Origin of the sequence: Pseudomonas sp. PDM01 (assembly GCF_014852325.1) — a bacterium.
GTDB classification, from domain to species: domain Bacteria; phylum Pseudomonadota; class Gammaproteobacteria; order Pseudomonadales; family Pseudomonadaceae; genus Aquipseudomonas; species Aquipseudomonas migulae.
In genome coordinates, this window is the sequence record NZ_JACVBK010000007.1 from 43,368 (window position 1) to 65,722 (window position 22,355).

The window sequence follows — 22,355 nt, forward strand, 5'->3', positions numbered from 1 at the left end:
GAGAGAAGTGCATGACGCAAGTCACGGTGAAACAACTGGCCGATGAGGTCAAAACACCGGTAGAGCGCCTGTTGCAGCAGATGCGTGAGGCAGGTCTGCCGCACACCGCCGCCGAAGAACATGTGACTGACAGTGAGAAGCAATCTTTGCTGACTCACTTGAAAAGCAGCCACAAGGCGAAAGTGGAAGAACCACGCAAGATCACACTGCAGCGTAAAACCACCAGCACCCTGCGTGTTGCTGGCAGCAAAAGCATCAGTGTTGAAGTCCGTAAAAAGAAGGTTTTCGTACAACGCAGCCCGGAAGAAATCGAAGCCGAGCGCAAACGCGAACTGGATGAACGTCGCGCAGTAGAAAATGCTGCTCGTCAGAAGGCTGAAGAAGAAGCCAAGCGTCGCGCCGAAGAAGAAGCGCGTCGCCAGCCTGCTGCTGCGCAAACCGCTACCAACGACGCTGTTGCAGCGCCGGTTGCCGTTGCCGAGCCAGTGCGTGAAAGCGCTCCGGTGGTTGCAGCTGCTCCAGCTCCGTCTGCTGATGTTCGCAACAAGCAGAACGAACAGCGCCGTCCGGACAAACCACGTGCCGACGATAACAATCGTCGTGGCAGTGGCGATGGCGAGCGCAAAAACGCTCCGCATCGTGCTTCGGTTAAAGAGAAAGCGCCTGCTCCACGTGTTGCGCCACGTACTACCGACGAAGAAAGCGATGGCTTCCGTCGTGGTGGTCGCGGCAAGGCCAAGCTGAAGAAACGCAACGCTCACGGTTTCCAGAGCCCAACCGGCCCTGTAGTGCGCGAAGTGAAGATCGGCGAGACCATCACTGTTGGCGATCTCGCCCAGCAGATGTCGGTCAAGGCTGCTGAAATCATCAAGTTCATGTTCAAACTGGGTACCCCAGCGACCATCAACCAGGTACTGGATCAGGAAACTGCCCAACTGGTTGCCGAAGAGCTGGGCCACAAAGTGACCCTGGTCAGCGACACCGCCCTGGAAGATTCCCTGGCCGAGTCCCTGAAGTTTGAAGGTGAAGCGTTCTCCCGTGCTCCGGTCGTGACCGTAATGGGCCACGTTGACCACGGTAAGACCTCGCTGCTCGACTACATCCGTCGTGCCAAGGTTGCTGCTGGCGAAGCCGGCGGTATCACCCAGCACATCGGCGCGTACCACGTTGAAACCGAACGCGGCATGGTCACCTTCCTCGACACCCCTGGTCACGCCGCGTTTACCGCCATGCGTGCTCGTGGTGCCAAGGCGACCGACATCGTGATCCTGGTGGTTGCAGCGGACGACGGCGTGATGCCGCAGACCGTTGAAGCCGTTCAGCACGCCAAGGCTGCCGGTGTTCCGCTGGTTGTAGCTGTGAACAAAATCGACAAGCCGGGCGCCGATCTCGATCGCATCCGTAGCGAACTGTCGGTTCACGGCGTGACTTCGGAAGAGTGGGGCGGCGACACCCCGTTCGTATCGGTTTCGGCGAAAGTCGGTACTGGCGTGGACGAGTTGCTCGAAGCTGTTCTGCTGCAAGCTGAAGTTCTCGAACTGAAAGCAACTCCGTCGGCTCCGGGTCGTGGCGTTGTGGTTGAATCGCGTCTCGACAAAGGTCGTGGCCCGGTTGCTACCGTTCTGGTTCAAGACGGCACCCTGCGCCAAGGCGACATGGTCCTGGTCGGTTCGAACTATGGCCGTGTACGTGCCATGCTCGACGAGAACGGCAAGCCAATCAAAGAAGCCGGTCCTTCCATCCCTGTCGAGATCCTCGGCCTGGACGGTACGCCGGATGCTGGCGACGAGATGAGCGTGGTTGCCGACGAGAAGAAAGCCCGTGAAGTGGCTTTGTTCCGTCAAGGCAAGTTCCGCGAAGTCAAGCTGGCCCGTGCTCACGCCGGCAAGCTTGAAAACATCTTCGAGAACATGGGTCAGGAAGAGAAGAAGACGCTCAACATCGTCCTCAAATCCGACGTCCGTGGTTCGCTGGAAGCGTTGAACGGTGCCTTGAATGGCCTGGGTAACGACGAAGTGCAAGTGCGTGTTGTCGGTGGCGGTGTCGGTGGTATCACCGAGTCCGACGCTAACCTGGCACTGGCCTCCAACGCTGTACTGTTCGGCTTCAACGTGCGTGCCGATGCCGGCGCTCGCAAGATCGTCGAGCAGGAAGGTCTGGATATGCGTTACTACAACGTGATCTACGACATCATCGAAGACGTCAAGAAAGCCCTGACCGGTATGCTCGGCAGTGATGTTCGCGAGAACATCCTGGGTGTGGCCGAAGTGCGTGACGTGTTCCGTTCGCCGAAGTTTGGCGCGATCGCCGGTTGCATGGTTATCGAAGGTGTTGTTCACCGTAACCGTCCAATCCGTGTACTGCGTGAAGACATCGTTATCTTCGAAGGCGAGCTGGAATCCCTGCGCCGCTTCAAGGATGACGCTTCCGAAGTACGTGCCGGCATGGAATGCGGTATCGGCGTGAAGAGCTACAACGACGTCAAAGTCGGTGACAAGATCGAAGTCTTCGAGAAGGTTCAGGTTGCTCGCAGCCTCTAACTCGCGCACTTCAAGGGCCACGATGGGCCGCTGCATGCAAATGCGCGGCACAGCGTCAGGACTCTAAACGCAACGCCCGGTCTGGCTTTTGTCAGGCCGGGCGTTTGCCGCTTTCAGACCCCACGGGTTTCACCGTGAGGCAGTAACAGGTAACAAGACATGGCAAAAGAATATAGCCGTACCCAGCGTATCGGCGATCAGATGCAGCGTGAGCTGGCACAGCTGATCCGTCGTGAAGTCAAAGATCCGCGCGTAGGCCTGGTCACCATTACCGCTGTTGAAGTCAGTCGTGACGTCGGTCACGCCAAGATTTTCATCACCGTGATGGGCCAGGACAGCGCCGAAGATATCGCGCAAAGCATCAAGGTGCTCAACTCCGCCGCCGGTTTCCTGCGTATGCAGTTGGCCCGCGAAATGAAGTTGCGCAGCGTTCCGCAGTTGCACTTCCACTACGACGAAAGCGTCGTGCGTGGTGCGCACCTGTCGGCCCTGATCGAGCGTGCGGTGGCTGAAGACAATCAGCACCCGGTTGCGGCAGAAGTCGAAGACACCAAGGAGTAATCGGTGGCTCAGGTCAAACGTATCCGTCGTAACGTCAGCGGCATTATCCTGCTCGACAAACCGCTGGGGTTCACCTCCAACGCAGCGTTGCAGAAGGTTCGCTGGTTGCTGAACGCCGAGAAGGCCGGGCACACCGGCAGTCTTGATCCGCTGGCCACCGGCGTGTTGCCGTTGTGCTTCGGTGAGGCGACCAAGTTCTCGCAATACCTGCTCGATTCCGACAAGGGTTATGAAACCCTGGCGCAACTGGGCAAAACCACCACCACGGCGGATGCCGAAGGTGAAGTTTTGCAGGAGCGCCCGGTGACCGTTGGTCGATCCGATGTCGAAGCGGTACTGCCGAAATTTCGTGGGCAAATCAGTCAGATACCGCCGATGTACTCGGCGCTCAAGCGTGATGGCCAGCCGCTGTACAAGCTGGCACGTGCAGGCGAAGTAGTGGAGCGCGAACCGCGTTCTGTTACTATTGCGCGCTTGGAATTGCTGGCCTTTGAAGGTGATACTGCGCGGCTTGCGGTGGATTGCAGCAAAGGCACCTATATCCGCACCCTGGTGGAGGATATCGGTGAGCAACTCGGTTGTGGCGCTTACGTTGCTGAATTGCGACGTACCCAGGCCGGGCCTTTCACGCTGGCGCAGACTGTCACGCTTGAAGAGCTGGAAGCGGTACATGCCGAAGGCGGCAACGAAGCGGTCGACCGCTTCCTGATGCCATCGGACAGCGGGCTGCTGGATTGGCCGCTGCTGCAGTTCTCGGAAGCGAGCGCGTTCTACTGGCTCAACGGCCAGCCGGTTCGCGCCCCGGATGCTCCGAAGTTCGGCATGGTACGGGTACAGGATCACAATGGTCGCTTCATCGGTATCGGTGAAGTGAGCGAAGACGGGCGCATCGCGCCGCGTCGACTGATTCGGTCAGAATGACCGGACGAGGGTGGCTGTTAACAGGCACGGTCACTACTCATTTTTAGATACAGGGATTTGTCCCTGGCCTGTTGAAACTGTTTCTTTGAAACAGTTTCCTGATAAAAGGATTGCCTCATGGCTCTCGACGTTCAAGAAAAAGCTCAAATCGTAGCTGACTACCAGCAAGCTGTTGGTGACACTGGTTCGCCAGAAGTGCAAGTTGCACTGCTGACCCACAACATCAACAAGCTGCAAGGTCACTTCAAGGCCAACGGTAAAGATCACCACTCCCGTCGTGGTCTGATCCGCATGGTAAACCAGCGTCGTAAGCTGCTGGACTACCTGAAAGGCAAGGATCTGGGTCGTTATCAGACTCTGATCGGTCGCCTGGGTCTGCGTCGCTAATAAGCGATTGCGCTAGAGGTTGGTTGTCTGCCGTGCATCAGTGGGTTTCCCGCTGGTGCATGGCAGGCTCCCAGCCTCAAGTTTTATCTGGATACACCGTTTTACCCTGGACAGGCGTTGGGCCGATTCCCGACATTGCCCAAGAATTTCGCAAGAAGACAAGTTCCCCAAGAGCCACAAAAGAAGGTAGGACACCGTGAACCCGGTAATCAAAAAATTCCAGTTCGGTCAGTCGACCGTTACCCTCGAGACTGGCCGTATCGCCCGTCAGGCCTCCGGCGCAGTATTGGTCACCGTTGACGACGACGTCAGCGTATTGGTGACCGTAGTCGGTGCCAAGCAAGCCGATCCAGGCAAGGGCTTCTTCCCTCTGTCCGTTCACTACCAGGAAAAGACTTACGCTGCCGGTAAGATCCCTGGCGGTTTCTTCAAGCGCGAAGGCCGTCCTTCCGAGAAAGAAACCCTGACTTCCCGACTGATCGACCGTCCGATCCGTCCGCTGTTCCCGGAAGGCTTCATGAACGAAGTGCAGGTTGTCTGCACCGTCGTTTCCACCAGCAAGAAGACCGATCCGGACATCGCTGCGATGATCGGTACCTCGGCTGCGCTGGCCATCTCCGGCATTCCTTTCGATGGCCCGATCGGCGCTGCCCGCGTTGCGTTCCACGAAAGCACCGGTTACCTGCTGAACCCGACTTACGAACAACTGAAAGCATCGAGCCTGGACATGGTCGTTGCCGGTACTTCGGAAGCCGTTCTGATGGTTGAATCGGAAGCCAAAGAGCTGACCGAAGACCAGATGCTGGGCGCGGTACTGTTTGCTCACGACGAGTTCCAGGTGGTGATCAACGCCGTCAAGGAACTGGCCGCCGAAGCTGCCAAGCCGACCTGGACCTGGGCTCCACAACCAGAAGCCACTGCTCTGCTGGGCGCTATCCGTGCCGAGTTCGGCGACGCGATCTCCCAGGCTTACACCATCACCATCAAGGCCGACCGTTACGCTCGCCTGGGTGAGCTGAAGGATCAGGTTGTTGCCAAGCTGTCCGGTGAAGAAGGCCAGCCTTCTTCCAGCGAAGTCAAAGCTGCCTTCGGCGAAATCGAATACCGCACCGTTCGCGAAAACATCGTAAACGGCAAGCCACGTATCGACGGCCGCGACACCAAGACCGTACGTCCTTTGAACATCGAAGTCGGTGTTCTGCCAAAGACCCACGGTTCGGCTCTGTTCACCCGTGGCGAAACCCAGGCTCTGGTCGTTGCAACACTGGGCACCGCCCGTGACGCACAACTGCTGGACACCCTGGAAGGCGAGAAAAAAGACCCGTTCATGCTGCACTACAACTTCCCTCCGTTCTCGGTAGGTGAGTGTGGTCGCATGGGTGGCGCTGGTCGTCGCGAAATCGGTCACGGCCGTCTGGCCCGTCGTTCGGTTCAGGCCATGCTGCCTGCTGCCGACGTGTTCCCGTACACCATCCGTGTTGTATCGGAAATCACCGAATCCAACGGTTCGAGCTCCATGGCTTCGGTCTGCGGCGCTTCCCTGGCCCTGATGGACGCCGGCGTTCCGATGAAGGCACCGGTTGCCGGTATCGCGATGGGTCTGGTTAAAGAAGGCGAGAAATTCGCTGTCCTGACCGACATCCTGGGTGACGAAGACCACCTCGGCGACATGGACTTCAAAGTAGCGGGTACCGCCAAAGGTGTTACCGCGCTGCAGATGGACATCAAGATCAAAGGCATCACCGAAGAAATCATGGAGATCGCTCTGGGCCAAGCCCTGGAAGCGCGCCTGAACATCCTCGGTCAGATGAACCAGATCATTGGCCAGTCGCGTACCGAACTGTCGGAAAACGCTCCGACCATGATCGCGATGAAAATCGACACCGACAAAATCCGTGATGTCATCGGTAAAGGCGGCGCGACCATTCGTGCGATCTGTGAAGAGACCAAGGCTTCGATCGACATCGAAGACGACGGCTCGATCAAGATCTTCGGCGAAACCAAGGAAGCGGCTGAAGCAGCACGTCAGCGCGTTCTGGGCATCACCGCAGAAGCTGAAATCGGCAAGATCTACGTCGGTAAAGTTGAGCGCATCGTCGATTTCGGCGCATTCGTCAACATCCTGCCGGGCAAGGACGGTCTGGTTCACATCTCCATGCTGAGCGATGCTCGCGTTGAGAAAGTGACCGACATCCTGAAAGAAGGCCAGGAAGTGGAAGTGCTGGTACTGGACGTGGATAACCGCGGCCGTATCAAGCTCTCCATCAAAGACGTAGCAGCAGCCAAGGCTTCGGGCGTTTAATCACTCCCCACGCCTGACCGCTTCAACGTTATAAAAAATGCCCCGCAGTGAAAACTGCGGGGCATTTTTTTGTCTGCGAAAACTGGAAACGGTTTGTGGATTTGCCCGCTTCCAATCTCGATGCTAGGTTTAGCTCACCGCCCGTGTAGCTCAGCCGGTAGAGCAGCGCACTCGTAACGCGAAGGTCGCAGGTTCGATTCCTGTCTCGGGCACCATCCCCTGTTATTTCACCTTGCTTCTCAGATCATCCACGGCACGTTTCAGCTGATCCAGTTGGCTGTCCTGATTGCTGACGTCCCGCTTGAGGCTGGACAGGTCGCTGGAACTCGCGCTGGAACTCGACCCGGCGCTACGTTTCAAGTCTTCCACCTGACTGGCGAGCCTTTTCAAGTCGTTGTCCTGTGCGCTGACGGTGCGCTTGAGGTCGCTCACTTCGCTGGAGCTGGAGCTTGAACTGGAGTTCGAGCCGCTGCTGCGCTTGAGATCGTCCATTTGGCTGGCGAGCTTTTTCAGGCTGTTGTCCTGTTCACTGACCGTGCGCTTGAGGTCGCTCACTTCGCTGGAACTGGCGCTTGAGCCGGAATTCGAGCTGCTGCTGCGCTTGAGATCGTCCACCGCTTTAGCAAGGTTTTTCAGGCCGTTGTCCTGTTCACTGACCGTGCGCTTGAGGTCGCTCACTTCGCTGGAACTGGCGCTTGAACCGGAGTTCGAGCTGCTGTTGCGCTTGAGTTCGTCCACTGCTTTGGCGAGGTTTCTCAGGCCGGTTTCCTGTTCAGTGAGCGTGCGCTTGAGGTTGGCCACTTCGCTGGAACTGGAGCTGGAACTCGAACCACTGTTGCGTTTGAACTCTTCCAATTGCTTGGTGAGTTCTTTCAGGTCCTTGTCCTGTTCGGTGGCAGTGCGTTTGAGGTTGGTTATTTCACTGGCACTCGAACTGGAGCTTGTTCCGTTGTTGCGCTTGAGTTCCTCGATGAGACGAGCCTGCGCTTCGAGGAGATTCTTGAGTTCCTTGATGTCATCCGTGTTGGTTTTAGCGGTGCGTTGCAGTGTTTCCACACCCTCGACACTGAGATTGCTCCTGACCATGACGTCTTTACCATACAGTCTGTGAAAGACGAGGAAGCTGTCGGTGGAGGAAGGGTTGTCTGAGGCGAACTCCAGACCGGCTTGGGCCGTATTGGCCATTGCCATGTTGCCAAGAAAAAGGGCGGCCATGCCTGTTGCCAACAGGGTAGACGGAAGCTTCTTGAAAATACGCATCACCTGAGTTCCTTGTGAAGTGCCTAGATGGCACATCGCTATGACTTTGCTTTTTGAAGGTTGTTCCTGTGTGGCGAGGGAATATTTTCAGAAAAACCGCTCGGCATTTTTTTTGTAGATTTGATGTAAAAGTCCATATAAATCGTCTTCCAAACGTCCTATATTCGGATATTGCACGAGCATCACCCTGCAGTTTTCAAATGATCCACGAATGGTTCTGAAGGCCAGACAAACCGGGCTTCACACGGTTTTTTGCGTCAGAGAGATCCTTGATGATCCAGATCCATCTTCCATTCCCCCGATCAGCGAGAACGACATGACCGTTAAAGAATTGACCCAGGAAGCCAGGCACGAAGAAGCGCTGAAGAAGTACGTGCTGGACGCGCCCCAACTGCTGGAAGAGATCAAGGACTTGCCCGCCGACGATCAAAAAGACCAGATTCAATGGGCGTTCGAGGATGAAGCAGAAGCCCAGGGCCTGCAGCCGTGGGAGCTGACGCTCAAGTACACCTCGAGCCCGGAAGAGTTTGAAGCGGCGCGACTGGTGCTGCACAAAGAGGCGGCCGAGGTATTGGGCGTCGAGTGGGAAGAGTACTGCGAGATGAATAATCTGGTGGTCTGACCCATGTAGGAGCCGGCTTGCTGGCGAAGGCGGCGTAACGGGTAAACCGCGTCGCCTGGATCGCCAGCAAGCCGGCTCCTACAGTTTCATGTCGTTCAGGAAATTTCAGAGGCTGAGTCGCATCGACAGATCGACAGCCTTCACGTCCTTGGTCATCGCACCAATCGAAATGTAATCCACCCCGGTTTCGGCGATCGGCAGCAGCGTGCTTTCGTTGATGCCGCCGCTGGCTTCCAGTTTTGCCTTGCCGCCATTCAGGCGCACGGCCTCGCGCATGTCATCCAGGCTCAACTCGTCGAGCATGATGATGTCGGCACCCGCCGCAAGCGCTTCTTTCAACTCATCTAGGCTTTCCACTTCGATCTCCACCGGTTTGCCCGGGGCGATCTTGTGCGCGGCGTTGATCGCTTCAGGGATGCCGCCGCTGGCAGCAATGTGGTTTTCCTTGATCAGGAAGGCGTCGTACAGGCCGATGCGGTGGTTGTGGCAGCCGCCGCAGGTCACGGCGTACTTTTGCGCCAGGCGCAGCCCCGGCAGGGTTTTGCGGGTGTCGAGCAGCTTCACTTGCGTCTCGGCGACGAAATCCGCCAGGTATTGCGCACGAGTGGCCACGCCGGAGAGCAATTGCAGGAAATTCAGCGCACTGCGCTCGCCTGTGAGCAGCGAGCGGGCAGGGCCTTCAAGGTGGAACAGCACTTGATTGGGCTTCACCCGTTCGCCATCGGCCACCTGCCAATGCACGGCAACTCGTGGGTCCAGTTGCCGGAAAACCGCGTCAACCCAAGCGGTGCCGGCGATGACCGCGGCGTCGCGCGTGATGATGGTGGCTTTGGCCAGGCGTTCGGCCGGGATCAGCTGCGCGGTGATGTCGCCGCTGCCGATGTCTTCGCGCAACGCACGGCGTACGTTGGCTTCGATTTCGGCGGTCAGATCGGCGAGACGTAGATTCGGCATAACGGACTCCACAAACAAAGTGGCTCGATTATAGGGCCATGGCGCGGGGCAACCCAAGGCGCGCGAGACCTTCCGGTCGTTCTGAAACCTGCATTTGGTCGAATCTCTTGAGCCTGCGAGGTTCAGCAGCGGTCCTTTGCGGGCGTCTATTTCAAAGAGAAACACAGAGTCTGCTGGCATACGGGACATCTTTTGCAAGATAATGCGCCTTGCATTTGACGTCATGACTTTGACGTGTCTTTGGTTCGCCGATTATTGAATGACAGCGGGCGGGCATTGTCTTCTGTTGCGCACGGCTGTGAGGCTGGCGTACTCGATCTTTCCAACCGAACCGAAGCATCACCGTTTCAGGAGGCCAGGATGCACAACGACGGGAATGTAGTGCCTTTGCACAAGGCAACTACCGATCAGGCGAGTCACTCGCCGCTCGCCCGCCTGCCTGTGATTCTGCTTCAGGTTCGCGACAAGGCCGCTCAACAGCTCCGGCATGCTCTGCAGGAGTTGTTCGATAACGCCGACGACACGCTGTTCGAAATGGCTGACCGGGCCCGCAATGACGTCGAGCAGAACATCTTTTTTGAAGCCATGCGCGATTTGCGCCTCAAGCGCAAAAATATCGAGCGGGCGTTTCTCGAACAGTTCTTCGAAGCGTTTGTCGGTCTCGCAGGCAGTATTCAGACGGTCTTGCCGCAGACATTGACCCTCGATATTCAGGCGCAACAGTCCGGTGATGAGCTGGAACGTCGCGTGGCGGTGGAGGCCATGGTCAATAAAGTGCTGAGCCGCGACGGTTTTGCGCTTGATCAATTGACCGCCCGGCTCAGCACGTTGCTGGGCAAGCAGCTGGTGACTACGCGCAATCCCCTGGGCCCGGCGATGCTCTGTGAGTATTTCATGCAGGCCGGGCGTAACCTGGGGGTCGAGATCAAGGTCAAGTTGATCATCCTCAAGCTTTTCGAGCGTTATGTGCTCAGTGATGCCGATCAGCTCTACACCGAAGCCAATCAGATATTGATCGCCACCGGCATATTGCCCGACCTGAAGCCGGCCCCGAATCGGCGTGCCATTGATCGTGCGCAGGCCAGTGTTCGTGCCGAGCCCGACGAGGCTGGCAACCGTTGGGACAGCACGCCAATCGACGACAGCGTGCAGGAAGTGTTCGCGGCATTGCAGGAATTGCTGCTCCACGTGCGTGGCAGTGTCGCGCCAACGCTGGAAACCAGTGCTCAGACGCAACCGATATCCACCCGCGACCTGCTGCGGCTGCTCTCGCACTTGCAGCAGTACGTGCCGGCTCCGGCGGTCCAGGACGAATTCGACCTGCGAAACCAGCTTGAGCAACTGCTGACCCGGGTCAGCGTCAAAAGTGGCAAGTCGCGTGTAGTCGGCGTCGCTGACGAAGATGTGATCAACCTGATCGCCATGCTCTTCGAATGCATCCTCGATGACCGCAATCTGCCGGATTCTCTCAAGGCGCTGATCGGGCGCTTGCAGATCCCGATGCTGAAAGTGGCGGTGATCGACAAGAGTTTCTTCAGCCGCAGCAGTCACCCGGCCCGCCGTCTGCTCAACGAAATCGCCGCCGCGGCCCTGGGCTGGGGCGAGTGCGATGACCACGAGCGCGACAGCCTGTACCTGCGCATCGAGCAAGTGGTGCAGCGTTTGTTGAACGACTTTGTCGACGATCCGGCGATCTTCTCCGAATTGCTGGCGGATTTTCTGGCGTTCACCAGCGACGAGCGTCGTCGCAGCGATTTGTTGGAGCAGCGTACCCGCGACGCCGAAGAGGGCCGCGCCAAAACCGAACTGGCCCGGCAACGCGTCGAGCTGGCGTTGAATCAGGCGTTGTTGGGCAAAGTGCTGCCGCAACGGGTGGTGGCGTTTGTTCAGGACGCCTGGAGCCAGGTGCTGCTGCTGACCTGCCTCAAGCACGGCGATCAGTCCGCCGAGTGGCATGCGGATGTGCAAACCATGGAGCAATTGATCTGGAGCGTGCAGCGCCATGACGACGCTGACGCAAGCCTGCGCCTGTTGGCACTGGTGCCGGGGTTGCTCAAGTCCTTGCGCGACGGGTTGAGCAGTTCGGCGTTCGATCCGTTCGCCACCGGAGAGTTTTTCAGCGAGCTGGAAGGCTTGCACGTTCAATTGTTCGAACGAGCGGACCAGGCACCGGCCGCCACCCGTCCTGCCGATGCGCCGCTGATGGTTGAAGTGCGCGAAGAAATCGTGCTGCTCACCGCCGACGAAGGGCCGGTGGAATCGGTCTCGGTGCGCTTGCCGGCGGATGATCCGGGCCTGCTTCAGGTCGATCAGTTGCACGCGGGCTGCTGGGTCGAATTTCAGGAAGACGAGGAAAACACCCTGCGCTGCAAGCTCGCCGCGATCATCGAAGCCACGGGCAAGTACATTTTCGTCAACCGCACCGGCATGAAAGTGCTGGAGCGCAGCCGTACCGGGCTGGCACTGGATTTCCGTCGTGGCGCGGTGCGCACCCTCGACGACACCTTGCTGTTCGATCGGGCCCTGGAGTCGGTGGTCGGCAACCTGCGGCGGCTCAATCGCGGCAAGTGATCGCGCGCCGAGGGTCTATCGCGGCATACTGGGCACCAACACAGTCGTCGTTGAAGGAACCTGTATGCAGTTGGACCCCGCGAGCGGTTGGTGTCAGGGCGTGAACGTTTGCCCTTCACCCAACTTCAATGCGCGCCCCACGGGCGAAATTTCCCTGCTGGTGATCCACAACATCAGTCTGCCGCCGGCGCAGTTTGCCACCGGCAAGGTGCAGGAATTTTTCCAGAACCGGCTGGATGTCACAGAGCATCCCTACTTTGAAGGGATCGCTGACCTACGGGTGTCTGCGCATTTTCTGATTGAGCGTGACGGCACCGTCACTCAGTTTGTCTCTTGTCTTGAACGCGCCTGGCATGCCGGTGTGTCGTGTTTCGACGGCCGGGAAACCTGTAACGATTTTTCCGTGGGCATCGAGCTTGAAGGCACGGATGATCTGCCGTTCACCGATGCTCAATATGACGCGTTGACGGCCCTGACCTTGCAACTGCAAAGCGCTTTTACGGGCATCACCGCGCAGCGCATCTGCGGGCATAGCGACATCGCGCCGGGGCGCAAGACGGATCCCGGACCTGCGTTCGACTGGGCGCGTTATCGCGCGGCCCTGGCTAAAGAGGAACCACAATGAGTTTTCTGGTGTTGCTGTTGGCGGTCTGGATCGAGAAGTTCTCGGCCCTGCGCCATCGGGTTCAACGTGATGGCGGTTGGGTGGCCGAGTTGCACAAGCTTGAAGCCAACCCGCGTATGGTCAATCGCCCGTGGTTGATTTTGCTGATTCTGGTGCTGCTGCCGGTGGCACTGCTGGGGTTGCTGCTGGTGGTGCTGGAGCCGGTCGCTTACGGTCTGTTGGCGCTGCCGGTGCATTTGCTGGTGGTGATTTATAGCCTGGGGCGCGGTGATCTGCTGGCCGATCTCGGACCGTTTCGCGATGCCTGGCGCCGGGAAGACCTGCAAGCTGCCGCTCATGTAGCGAAACGTGACCTGGACATTTGTGCCGAAAACGGCGAGCAACTACTGGAACGGGTTGAGGGGCATCTGCTCTGGGAGGCGTACCAGAGTTTTTTTGCGGTGATTTTCTGGTATTTCCTGCTGGGCCCGGTGGCGGCGCTGAGCTATCGACTGCTGGCCCTCGCCGAAGAACACGGGCAGAACCCGGCCGTCGTCGAGCGCGCCGCACAACTGCGTCACGCCTTCGATTGGGTGCCGGTGCGTCTGCTGGCGGCGAGTTTCGCGCTGGTCGGCAACTTTGTTGCCGTCAGTCGGGTGATGCTGAGCGAACTGCTGAACTGGAACATCAGTGCCGCCCAACTGATCGAGAAGGTCGGGCTGGTGGCCGGTGAAATTCCTGCGCCGGTGGTCGGGCCCGATGGCATCAACAGCCTCGACCGGATCTGGGAGCTGCTGCTGCGTGCGGCAGTGCTCTGGTACGCCGGTTTCGCGCTGTGGACAGTCTTCCCCTAAACACCACACCCCTGTAGGAGCCGGCTTGCTGGCGATAGCATCGACGCGGTGTTCCTGAGACACCGAGGTGCAACCATCGCCAGCAAGCCGGCTCCTACACGGGCGTTAGCGGCAAGGCGATTTGTGCCGTTAACCTTAAGTTACAAAACCTCCCGTCGATTTAAGCTATACAGAGATAGCACTCAATAGTGGCTATCTGCTGCTTGTCTGTGCCTGCCAATAAAAATAAGAAACCCAAGGGAGACTTCCAGTGAAGAGCTTGCTCTATCCCGCCGTCGCGCTAATGAATCGCCTGAGCTTCGGCATGAAGTTCAGCCTGATCAGCGTTCTGTTCCTGGTGCCCATGCTGGTGACCAACTTTTATCTGGTGCGTGATTCCTATCGCGAATTCCAGGGCACCCGGGTGGAACTGCAGAGCCTCGACCTGCTGGGCAGCAGCCTGTCGCTTCGACGCGACCTGGAAACCCTGAACAACCTGGTGCAGATCAACGTCATCCTTGGCCAGTCCGGCAAGGCCGGTAATCTCGAATCCCAGATCACATCCCTGGAACAAAACGTTCTGGCCCGCCTGCAAGGGCTGACAGCGATGACCACCGATCCGGAACTGGTCACCGTTTTCGATGGCAAACGCGACGAAATGATCAGCGCGTTCAAGGCCCAGCAAGCGGAAAACTCCCTGCAAAGTAAAAGTGCGCTGATCGGCAAGTTGCTCGGCAATGCACAGATTTTCAGCCAGATCATCGCCAGCCAGGCGGGTTTGAGCCGTGACAATCAGAGCGACATGCGTCAGCTCACCGAACTCATCACCAATGTCACGCCGCCCGTCACCCAGACGTTGGGCGATGGTCGCGCCATGGGTTCCTACTCGCTGGGGCAAGGGTTTCTCAATTCGTCTTCGAGCACCCGCTTCGATGAATTGCTGGTGCAGATTGAAAAGCTGCAAGCCGAGTACGGTCTGAAGTTGCAGGATGCGCTGGGGTCGAGCAAGGCGGCACGTGAAACCCTGGCGGCGCAGGCCGAGAGCAGCAAGGCGTCGCTGAAAAAAGCCAGTGAACTGTTTGAAGAGCAGGTGGTGATGGCCGACACCCTCGATGCGCCGTGGCTGGCCTTCTACGATCAGGTCAGCGGCCTGATGGACCAGACTTACCAACTCAACGAAGCCACCCTGAAATTCCTCGACACCCAATTGCAACAACGACTGAGCCAGAACCGCACGCACATGGTCTTGCAGGCCGTGGCGCTGTCGGTGGTGTTTGTACTGATTTTTTACCTCTACGGCGGCTTCTACGCCTCGACCCGCACCACCCTCAAGCGCCTTGGCGCGATGATGGACAAGGTCGCGGCCGGCGACATGACCGTGACCTTCAACGCCAACAGCCGTGATGAACTGGGCGAGTTGGGCGAGGTGTTCAACGGCACGGTGAAGAAAATCCATGACTTGATCGAGCGTGTCGGCCAAACGGTCGGGGAAGTCGAGCGTCAGGCCGGTCAGGTCGAGAACGTGTCCGCCCAGAGCAACCAGGCTGTCGCGGGGCAACGCACGCAGATCGAGCAAGTCGCCACGGCGATGAACCAAATGTCGGCCACCTCACTGGAGGTGGCCCGCAGCGCTGCCGCCGCGGTCAGCAGCGCTCACAGCGTCAACGACGAAACCATCAGCGGTCGCGGGTTGGTGGAGTCTCAGCAGGGCAGCATCGCTGCGCTGGCCAGCGAGATCGATCAGTCGGTGCTGGTGATCAATCAACTGGCCAGCGACAGCCAGTCCATCAGCCGCGTGCTGGAAGTGATCAAAAGCATCGCCGAACAGACCAACCTGCTGGCGCTCAACGCCGCTATCGAAGCAGCGAGGGCAGGCGAGCAGGGGCGTGGTTTTGCGGTGGTGGCGGACGAGGTCCGGACCCTGGCCAAACGCACCCAGCAATCGACCGAAGAAATCGAACAGATGATCGCCAAACTGCACAGCGGTGTCGGTGCCGCAGTGAAGGCTATGGGCACCAGTCATCAAATGGCCAACGGCACGGTGGGGCAGTCGGAAAAGGTCCAGCAGGCGCTGGAAAACATCCTTGGCGCTGTCGGCATGATCGTCGATCAGAACCAGCAGATTGCCGCCGCCGTAGAGCAGCAGACCGCCGTGGCCCACGACATTGACCAGAACATCGTCGAGATCAACCGGGCTGGCGAACGTACCGCCGAAGGTGCGCACCAGACCGAGGACGCCAGCCGGGCGTTGTCGGCGCAGGTGGTGGAGCTCAAGCAGTTGATCAGCGCGTTCCGGGTCTGAAGAATCGCATAACCCCTGTAGGAGTGAGCCTGCTCGCGATGGCGTAGGTACATTCACCCTACAGGGTGTTTACCAGACCGCTATCGCGAGCAAGCTTGCTCCTACAGTTTTGTGCGTTGTCTGTAGTACTTGTTTCTTCCACAAGTAGGCGGTATCCGATTTCCCTCCAGAGTCTGGTTTTTGGTCTTCAATGAGGGATGATCCACAACCCTGACCTACTCTGAGGAGGCTCGGTTATGTCCTTCGCTACAACTGGAATCCAGGGCCATTGTGCTCATTGCGGATGCACACTCCTGCTCAAACCCTGGCAACTCAACGCCATTGCCATCCATGAAGCCTTCGCCTGTTCCCACTGTCACAAAGCCTTGCAACTGAGCGACCCGAAACAGATCAGGCGCATCAAATCCCTCGACTCGCTTGCGATGCTACGTGCGAGTACGTTGGTGATGGTCTGCACCGCGTTGCTGGTGGCGTTGGTGATGGAATGGGTGGGGATGCTCAGCGTGGTCGAGCAGCTGAATTTTTCGTTGATCGCGATTCTGGTCTACTTCGCGGTTATCCGGTTCGCCCGTCACCGACAACACATGACGCTGATTCTGGAAGCGGCCAAGGCTCACGCCGACTGATTACCAGTTGAACAACTCACACGCATTGGCTGTGCTGACAGCCGCCAGCCGTTCAGGGCTGATCGCCATGATCGCGGCCAGCGCCGAGCAGATCGCCGGCAAATGCGCCGGGCTGTTGCGTTGACCGGGAAACATGGCGGGGGCCATGTCCGGTGAGTCGGTTTCCAGCACCACAGACTCCAACGGCAACTCGGCGAGCACCCGGTGCATGCGCAACGCCTGCGGCCAGGTCGCCGCGCCGCCCAGGCCCAGTTTGAAGCCGAGCCTGATGTACTCGCGGGCCTCTTCCTTGCTGCCGGCGAAGGCGTGAATAATCCCCGCGCGTTTCAACTTGAAGCGCTTGAGCGTGGCAATCACCGCCGCATGGCTGCGTCGCACGTGAATCAAAGCCGGCAGATTGAAGTCCGCCGCCAGTTGCAGTTGCGCGTCGAACAACGTCTGCTGGCGTTCGCGGTCGAGGGTTTCGATGAAGTAATCCAGGCCAATCTCGCCCACCGCGCACAGCTGTCGGTGACCGGCCAGGCGGGTCAGCCACTCGGCGAGTTCGCGTAGGTCCTCAGGCCGATGCTCGTCCAGATACACCGGGTGCAAACCGAACGCCGCGTACAGATCGGGATCGCTTTGCACCAGATCCCAGACCCGCTGCCAATTGGCCTGATAAACCCCCAGCACCACCATCCGCCGCACGCCGAGGGCGCGGCTCTCGGCGAGCAGCGCCTGACGATCCTCGTCAAAGTCCGGAAAATCCAGATGAGTGTGGCTGTCGATCAGCTCCACGGTTCAGTCCTGGCGAATACGCTGCTTGAAGGTCCGCGCAATTGCTTGCACACCGGGCTGGTAATCGGACTGCTCGATGGCGGCGAGGGCCAGTTCCAGTGCTTTGTCGGCGATCAACTGGTGTTGCTGGGCCATGGCGTTGACCGGCAGCGGCAGAAAGTCCAGCAACTGCGTGTCGCCGAATGTACCGAGGCGCAGCGGACGGTTTTTCAACGGGAAGTCGTGCAAGGCGTCGAACACACCCTGGAGCAGCACGTAGGAAGTGGTCACCAGCGCGTCCGGCAAATGCCCCAGGCGCTGAAGCATTTCTTCCATCAGTTGCTTGCCGTACTCACGACTGAACGATTCGCCGTGTTCGATGAGGATCTCGCCTTTGAACCCGGCCAGCGCTTCCTTGAAACCGGCGGCCCGTTCCTGACTGATGCTCAGTTCGGGGCGCGCGCCGATCAGGGCGATCTGCTTGGGCAACGGATCGAGCAGGCTGCGCGTCAGTTGCAGGCTGGCTTCACGATCATCACTGATCACCGAGCAGAAATGCTCGGGCTCCATGACCCGGTCGATGGCGATGATTGGGATGCCTTTGGCTTGCAACTGGCGGTAACTGTCGTCGCCGGACGGCAGGCAACTGGCGACGATCAACGCGTCGCAGCGCCGGGCGCGGAACAGTTGCAGCAGTTGCCGTTCGCTGTCCGGCGCATCGTCGGAACTGGCGATCAGCAACTGATAACCGCGGGCCCGGGCACCTTGCTCCAGCAGCTTGGCGATACGTGCGTAACTGGGGTTTTCCAGGTCCGGCAGAATGAAACCCAGCGTGCGGGTGTGCCGACTGCGCAGCCCGGCCGCTTGCGGATTGGGCGTAAAGCCATGTTCTTCAACAACCGCGCGCACGCGCTCGACGGTGGCACTGCTGATGCGTTGCTGTTCCGCCTTGCCGTTGATGACATAACTGGCGGTGGTCACGGACACACCGGCCAGTTGGGCGATATCACTGAGTTTCAACTCGGGATTTCCTTGTTTTTCGGCCGATACTTTCGCCAATCCTACCCGATTCAGGCAGGGGACTATTGTCGCAACATATCCGACAAGTTGGACTTCAAGGATGGGACATTATCGAGTAACGTGCCAATCATTCTAGATTAAACGTTTCAGCAAGCGTATTTTCTACGCATCAGGTGCATTTGGCCGGTTCTGCCGCGAAACCGCCAAAAGTGATGATTAAGCGCCTAAGCTGACTCATTCAAAACAATACCTGGCACCTCAAGGTGCCAAAAAGGAGAAAGCATGCTCGAGCTCACTCTAGAGCAGATTTCCATGGGCCAGTCGGCCGTGGACAAGTCCGCAGCACTGCATTTGTTGGCGCAGCATCTGGTCAACGACGGCCTGGTCGCCGAAGGTTATCTCGCCGGTTTGCAGGCGCGCGAAGCCCAGGGCTCGACCTTTCTCGGTCAAGGTATTGCCATCCCCCACGGTACGCCGCAAACCCGCGATCAGGTGTTTTCCACTGGCGTGCGGCTGATGCAGTTTCCCGACGGTGTGGATTGGGGCGACGGTCAGATCGTCTACCTGGCGATCGGCATTGCGGCCAAATCCGATGAACATTTGCGCCTGTTGCAATTGCTGACACGCGCCCTCGGCGAAACCGATCTGGGCCAGGCCCTGCGTCGCGCCAGTTCTGCCGAAGCGTTGCTGAAACTGCTGCAAGGCGCGCCGCAGGAACTGGCGCTGGATGCGCAGATGATCGGCCTCGGGGTGTCGGCCGATGACTTCGAAGAACTGGTCTGGCGCGGTGCCCGTTTGTTGCGTCAGGCGGATTGTGTGAGCAATGGTTTTTCTGCGGTTTTGCAGCAAGTCGACGCGTTGCCGCTAGGCGACGGTTTGTGGTGGTTGCACAGCGAGCAAACGGTGAAGCGTCCGGGCCTGGCGTTTGTCACGCCGGACAAACCGATGCGCTACCTCGGCCAGCCGCTCAGCGGTCTGTTCTGTCTGGCAAGCTTGGGCGAGGCGCACCAGGCGTTGCTCGAACGCCTTTGCGCGTTGCTGATCGAAGGCCGTGGCCATGAACTGGGACGCGCCACCAGCAGCCGCAAAGTCCTCGAAGTGCTCGGCGGTGAACTGCCGGCGGACTGGCCAAGCGCACGCATTGCGCTGGCCAATGCCCATGGATTGCATGCGCGTCCGGCGAAGATCCTCGCGCAACTGGCGAAGAGTTTTGAAGGCGAAATTCGTGTGCGCATCGTCGATGGCCAAGACAGCGCGGTGTCGGTGAAAAGCTTGAGCAAACTGCTCAGCCTCGGCGCCCGTCGCGGTCAGGTGCTGGAATTCATCGCCGAGCCGAGCATCGCCGCCGATGCCTTGCCTGCGTTGTTAGCGGCAATCGAAGAGGGGCTGGGTGAAGAAGTCGAGCCTTTGCCTGCCGTGAGCCCGCAGCGCGAAGTGATCACCGAGGTGGCCGAAGTGCTGTTCGCCCCGGCGTCTGGCAGCCTGGTTCAGGCCATCCCCGCCGCACCGGGCATCGCCATCGGTCCGGCGCATATTCAAGTGCTGCAAACCATCGAATACCCGCTGCGCGGTGAGTCCGCCGCCATTGAGCGCGAGCGTCTTAAACAAGCGCTGGCGCACGTGCGTCACGACATCGAAGGCTTGATCGAGCGCAGCAAATCCAAAGCCATCCGCGAAATCTTCATCACCCATCAGGAAATGCTCGACGACCCGGAACTGACCGATGAAGTCGAGACGCGCCTCAAGCAGGGCGAAAGCGCCGAAGCGGCGTGGATGGCGGTGATCGAAGCGGCGGCGAAACAACAGGAATCGCTGCAGGACGCATTGCTTGCCGAGCGTGCGGCGGACTTGCGCGATATCGGCCGTCGCGTGTTGGCGCAACTGAGCGGCGTCGAAACCCCGAGCGAACCTGATCAACCGTACATTCTGGTGATGGACGAAGTCGGTCCTTCCGACGTGGCACGTCTCGATCCGACCCGTGTCGCCGGCATTCTCACCGCCCGTGGCGGCGCCACCGCGCACAGCGCCATCGTCGCCCGTGCGCTGGGCATTCCGGCATTGGTCGGCGCAGGTGCCGCGGTGTTGCTGCTGGCGCCGGGCACGCCGTTGCTGCTCGATGGCCAGCGCGGTCGCCTGCACGTGGACGCCGATGCGGCGACCTTGCAGCGCGCCACCGAAGAGCGCGACACCCGCGAGCAACGCTTGAAAGCCGCGGCAGAACAACGTCATCAACCGGCGCTGACCACCGACGGCCATGCGGTCGAAGTGTTTGCCAACATCGGCGAAAGCGCGGGCGTCACCAGCGCGGTGGAGCAGGGTGCCGAAGGCATTGGCCTGCTGCGCACCGAACTGATTTTCATGGCCCACTCGCAGGCGCCGGACGAAGCGACTCAGGAAGTCGAATACCGCCGCGTGCTCGATGGCCTCGCCGGTCGGCCACTGGTGGTGCGCACCCTCGACGTTGGTGGCGACAAGCCGCTGCCGTATTGGCCGATTGCGAAAGAAGAAAACCCGTTCCTCGGCGTGCGTGGCATTCGCCTGACCTTGCAGCGTCCGCACATCATGGAAGCGCAATTGCGCGCCTTGCTGCGGGCCGCTGACAACCGCCCGCTGCGCATCATGTTCCCGATGGTCGGCAGCGTTGACGAGTGGCGTCAGGCGCGGGACATGACCGAGCGCTTGCGCCTGGAAATCCCCGTGGCGGACCTGCAACTGGGGATCATGATCGAAGTGCCGTCGGCCGCACTGTTGGCGCCGGTGTTGGCCAAAGAGGTCGATTTCTTCAGCGTCGGCACCAACGATCTCACGCAATACACCTTGGCCATCGACCGTGGTCATCCGACCTTGTCGGCCCAGGCTGACGGCTTGCACCCGGCGGTGCTGCAACTGATCGACATCACCGTGCGCGCGGCCCATGCCCATGGCAAATGGGTCGGTGTGTGCGGCGAACTGGCTGCCGATCCGCTGGCGGTGCCGGTGCTGGTCGGCCTCGGTGTAGACGAGTTGAGCGTGTCGGGCCGCAGCATTGCCGAGGTCAAGGCGCGCATCCGCGAACTCAGCCTGACCCAGACTCAAACCCTTGCCCGACAGGCGCTGGCCGTGGGCAGCGCCAATGAAGTGCGCGCATTAGTGGAGGCCCTGTAATGGCCAAGATCCTGACCCTGACACTCAACCCGGCGCTGGACCTGACGGTGCAGTTGCCGCGCCTTGAGCCCGGCCAGGTCAATCGCAGCGACGAGATGCACACTCACGCCGCCGGTAAAGGCGTGAACGTGGCGCAGGTGCTGGCGGACCTCGGGCATTCGCTCACCGTCAGCGGCTTTCTCGGCGAGGACAACCTTCAGGCGTTCGAAACCCTGTTCGCCAAACGCGGTTTTGTCGACGCGTTTATCCGCGTTCCCGGTGAGACCCGCAGCAACCTCAAACTGGCGGAAAGCGACGGGCGCATCACCGACATCAACGGTCCCGGACCCAAGGTCAGTGAAGCGGCGCAGCAGGCGTTGCTCGATCGACTGGATCAGATTGCCCCGGGGCATGACGCGGTTGTCGTGGCCGGCAGCCTGCCGCAAGGCGTCAGTCCTGAATGGTTGCAGGCGTTGGTACAGCGCTTGAAAAACCTCGGGTTGAACGTCGCGCTCGATACCAGTGGCGAAGCGTTGCGGGCGGCGCTCAAGGCCGGTCCGTGGCTGATCAAACCGAACACCGAAGAGCTGGCCGAAGTGCTCGGCTGCGAGGTGGTTTCGGTTGCGGCTCAAGCCGAAGCCGCGAGCCGTTTGCATGCCCAAGGCATCGAGCACGTGGTGATTTCCCACGGTGCCGACGGTGTGAACTGGTTCAGTGTCGGTTCGGCGCTGCACGCCACGCCGCCCAAGGTCAGCGTCGCCAGCACGGTAGGCGCAGGGGATTCGTTGCTGGCCGGCATGCTTCACGGTTTGCTTAAGCCCGATACGCCGGAACAGACCCTGCGCACCGCCACGGCGATTGCGGCGATGGCGGTCACGCAGATCGGTTTCGGTATCGGCGATGCTGCGCAGTTGGCGCGGCTCGAACAGGGTGTGCGCGTGCGCCCCCTGACAGAACAATAAGAGGGTTTGTC

17 protein-coding genes and 1 tRNA gene are annotated in these 22,355 nt (G+C 59.5%); 14 read left to right on the plus strand and 4 right to left on the minus strand.

Annotation, left to right across the window (positions count from 1 at the left end):
- Positions 1 to 11 precede the first annotated feature (11 nt).
- The 6 genes from infB (at position 12) to IB246_RS18430 (ending at position 6,926) form a co-directional block, all read left to right on the plus strand.
- Complete coding sequence (gene infB / locus IB246_RS18405; protein WP_008024457.1) at positions 12 to 2,540, plus strand: translation initiation factor IF-2; 2,529 nt, start codon at positions 12 to 14, stop codon at positions 2,538 to 2,540.
- 159 nt (positions 2,541 to 2,699) lie between these two features.
- On the plus strand, positions 2,700 to 3,101 hold the full coding sequence (gene rbfA / locus IB246_RS18410; protein WP_008024456.1) for a 30S ribosome-binding factor RbfA: 402 nt from the start codon (positions 2,700 to 2,702) through the stop codon (positions 3,099 to 3,101).
- A 3-nt stretch (positions 3,102 to 3,104) separates the two neighbouring features.
- Positions 3,105 to 4,022 carry a tRNA pseudouridine(55) synthase TruB gene (gene truB / locus IB246_RS18415; RefSeq protein ID WP_008024455.1) on the plus strand — a complete coding sequence of 306 codons (918 nt, stop codon included), beginning with the start codon at positions 3,105 to 3,107 and terminating at the stop codon, positions 4,020 to 4,022.
- 117 nt (positions 4,023 to 4,139) lie between these two features.
- Entirely contained in the window at positions 4,140 to 4,409 is a 270-nt protein-coding gene (gene rpsO, locus IB246_RS18420) for a 30S ribosomal protein S15 (protein ID WP_003177875.1), read from the plus strand.
- A gap of 196 nt (positions 4,410 to 4,605) precedes the next feature.
- A complete protein-coding gene (gene pnp / locus IB246_RS18425) occupies positions 4,606 to 6,711 on the plus strand; it encodes a polyribonucleotide nucleotidyltransferase (protein WP_008024453.1) in 2,106 nt (701 codons plus the stop codon).
- Between the two features lie 139 nt (positions 6,712 to 6,850).
- Positions 6,851 to 6,926, plus strand: a tRNA-Thr gene (locus IB246_RS18430).
- Between the two features lie 7 nt (positions 6,927 to 6,933).
- On the opposite strand, the gene IB246_RS18435 is transcribed toward IB246_RS18430, so the two are convergent.
- Positions 6,934 to 7,971, minus strand: coding sequence for a hypothetical protein (locus IB246_RS18435; protein WP_008035869.1), 1,038 nt, complete (start codon positions 7,969 to 7,971; stop codon positions 6,934 to 6,936).
- 316 nt (positions 7,972 to 8,287) lie between these two features.
- Between IB246_RS18435 and IB246_RS18440 the strand changes: the two genes are divergently transcribed.
- The gene (locus tag IB246_RS18440; protein ID WP_008024451.1) at positions 8,288 to 8,593 is read left to right on the plus strand and encodes a DUF6388 family protein; all 306 of its coding nucleotides are present in this window, start codon (positions 8,288 to 8,290) and stop codon (positions 8,591 to 8,593) included.
- A 105-nt stretch (positions 8,594 to 8,698) separates the two neighbouring features.
- On the opposite strand, the gene nadC is transcribed toward IB246_RS18440, so the two are convergent.
- Complete coding sequence (gene nadC, locus IB246_RS18445) at positions 8,699 to 9,547, minus strand: carboxylating nicotinate-nucleotide diphosphorylase (protein WP_192230114.1); 849 nt, start codon at positions 9,545 to 9,547, stop codon at positions 8,699 to 8,701.
- Between the two features lie 360 nt (positions 9,548 to 9,907).
- On the opposite strand from nadC, the gene IB246_RS18450 reads away from it, so the two are divergent.
- The 5 genes from IB246_RS18450 to IB246_RS18470 all read left to right on the plus strand — a co-directional run bounded on the left by IB246_RS18450 (position 9,908) and on the right by IB246_RS18470 (position 16,483).
- On the plus strand, positions 9,908 to 12,118 hold the full coding sequence (locus IB246_RS18450) for a DUF1631 domain-containing protein (RefSeq protein ID WP_008036226.1): 2,211 nt from the start codon (positions 9,908 to 9,910) through the stop codon (positions 12,116 to 12,118).
- 64 nt (positions 12,119 to 12,182) lie between these two features.
- Positions 12,183 to 12,743 carry a 1,6-anhydro-N-acetylmuramyl-L-alanine amidase AmpD gene (ampD, locus tag IB246_RS18455; protein WP_008024447.1) on the plus strand — a complete coding sequence of 187 codons (561 nt, stop codon included), beginning with the start codon at positions 12,183 to 12,185 and terminating at the stop codon, positions 12,741 to 12,743.
- On the plus strand, positions 12,740 to 13,576 hold the full coding sequence (ampE, locus tag IB246_RS18460) for a regulatory signaling modulator protein AmpE (protein WP_008036227.1): 837 nt from the start codon (positions 12,740 to 12,742) through the stop codon (positions 13,574 to 13,576). Before ampD ends, ampE begins: the two co-directional genes overlap by 4 nt.
- Before the next feature lie 250 nt (positions 13,577 to 13,826).
- A complete protein-coding gene (locus IB246_RS18465; RefSeq protein WP_008036228.1) occupies positions 13,827 to 15,857 on the plus strand; it encodes a methyl-accepting chemotaxis protein in 2,031 nt (676 codons plus the stop codon).
- Positions 15,858 to 16,093: 236 nt separating this feature from the next.
- Entirely contained in the window at positions 16,094 to 16,483 is a 390-nt protein-coding gene (locus IB246_RS18470; RefSeq protein WP_008036229.1) for a hypothetical protein, read from the plus strand.
- Here IB246_RS18470 and IB246_RS18475 read toward each other — a convergent pair whose 3' ends face one another.
- Positions 16,484 to 17,260 (minus strand): TatD family hydrolase, encoded by a 777-nt coding sequence (locus IB246_RS18475; protein WP_008036230.1) that lies wholly within the window; start codon positions 17,258 to 17,260, stop codon positions 16,484 to 16,486.
- A gap of 3 nt (positions 17,261 to 17,263) precedes the next feature.
- On the minus strand, positions 17,264 to 18,259 hold the full coding sequence (cra, locus tag IB246_RS18480) for a catabolite repressor/activator (RefSeq protein ID WP_008036238.1): 996 nt from the start codon (positions 18,257 to 18,259) through the stop codon (positions 17,264 to 17,266).
- 282 nt (positions 18,260 to 18,541) lie between these two features.
- Between cra and ptsP the strand changes: the two genes are divergently transcribed.
- Together ptsP and pfkB are read left to right on the plus strand one after the other, a co-directional pair.
- Positions 18,542 to 21,403 carry a phosphoenolpyruvate--protein phosphotransferase gene (ptsP, locus tag IB246_RS18485; RefSeq protein WP_008036240.1) on the plus strand — a complete coding sequence of 954 codons (2,862 nt, stop codon included), beginning with the start codon at positions 18,542 to 18,544 and terminating at the stop codon, positions 21,401 to 21,403.
- Complete coding sequence (gene pfkB / locus IB246_RS18490) at positions 21,403 to 22,344, plus strand: 1-phosphofructokinase (RefSeq protein WP_008036241.1); 942 nt, start codon at positions 21,403 to 21,405, stop codon at positions 22,342 to 22,344. Before ptsP ends, pfkB begins: the two co-directional genes overlap by 1 nt.
- Positions 22,345 to 22,355 lie beyond the last annotated feature (11 nt).

What these genes read in the sequence shown, in the direction of transcription:
- infB (WP_008024457.1), top strand. Translation starts at nt 12, where the DNA reads ATGACGCAAGTCACGGTGAAACAACTGGCCGATGAGGTCAAAACACCG.
- rbfA (WP_008024456.1), top strand. Translation starts at nt 2,700, where the DNA reads ATGGCAAAAGAATATAGCCGTACCCAGCGTATCGGCGATCAGATGCAG.
- rpsO (WP_003177875.1), top strand. Translation starts at nt 4,140, where the DNA reads ATGGCTCTCGACGTTCAAGAAAAAGCTCAAATCGTAGCTGACTACCAG.
- IB246_RS18435 (WP_008035869.1), bottom strand. Translation starts at nt 7,971, where the DNA reads ATGCGTATTTTCAAGAAGCTTCCGTCTACCCTGTTGGCAACAGGCATG.
- IB246_RS18440 (WP_008024451.1), top strand. Translation starts at nt 8,288, where the DNA reads ATGACCGTTAAAGAATTGACCCAGGAAGCCAGGCACGAAGAAGCGCTG.
- nadC (WP_192230114.1), bottom strand. Translation starts at nt 9,547, where the DNA reads ATGCCGAATCTACGTCTCGCCGATCTGACCGCCGAAATCGAAGCCAAC.
- IB246_RS18450 (WP_008036226.1), top strand. Translation starts at nt 9,908, where the DNA reads ATGCACAACGACGGGAATGTAGTGCCTTTGCACAAGGCAACTACCGAT.
- ampD (WP_008024447.1), top strand. Translation starts at nt 12,183, where the DNA reads ATGCAGTTGGACCCCGCGAGCGGTTGGTGTCAGGGCGTGAACGTTTGC.
- ampE (WP_008036227.1), top strand. Translation starts at nt 12,740, where the DNA reads ATGAGTTTTCTGGTGTTGCTGTTGGCGGTCTGGATCGAGAAGTTCTCG.
- IB246_RS18470 (WP_008036229.1), top strand. Translation starts at nt 16,094, where the DNA reads ATGTCCTTCGCTACAACTGGAATCCAGGGCCATTGTGCTCATTGCGGA.
- ptsP (WP_008036240.1), top strand. Translation starts at nt 18,542, where the DNA reads ATGCTCGAGCTCACTCTAGAGCAGATTTCCATGGGCCAGTCGGCCGTG.
- pfkB (WP_008036241.1), top strand. Translation starts at nt 21,403, where the DNA reads ATGGCCAAGATCCTGACCCTGACACTCAACCCGGCGCTGGACCTGACG.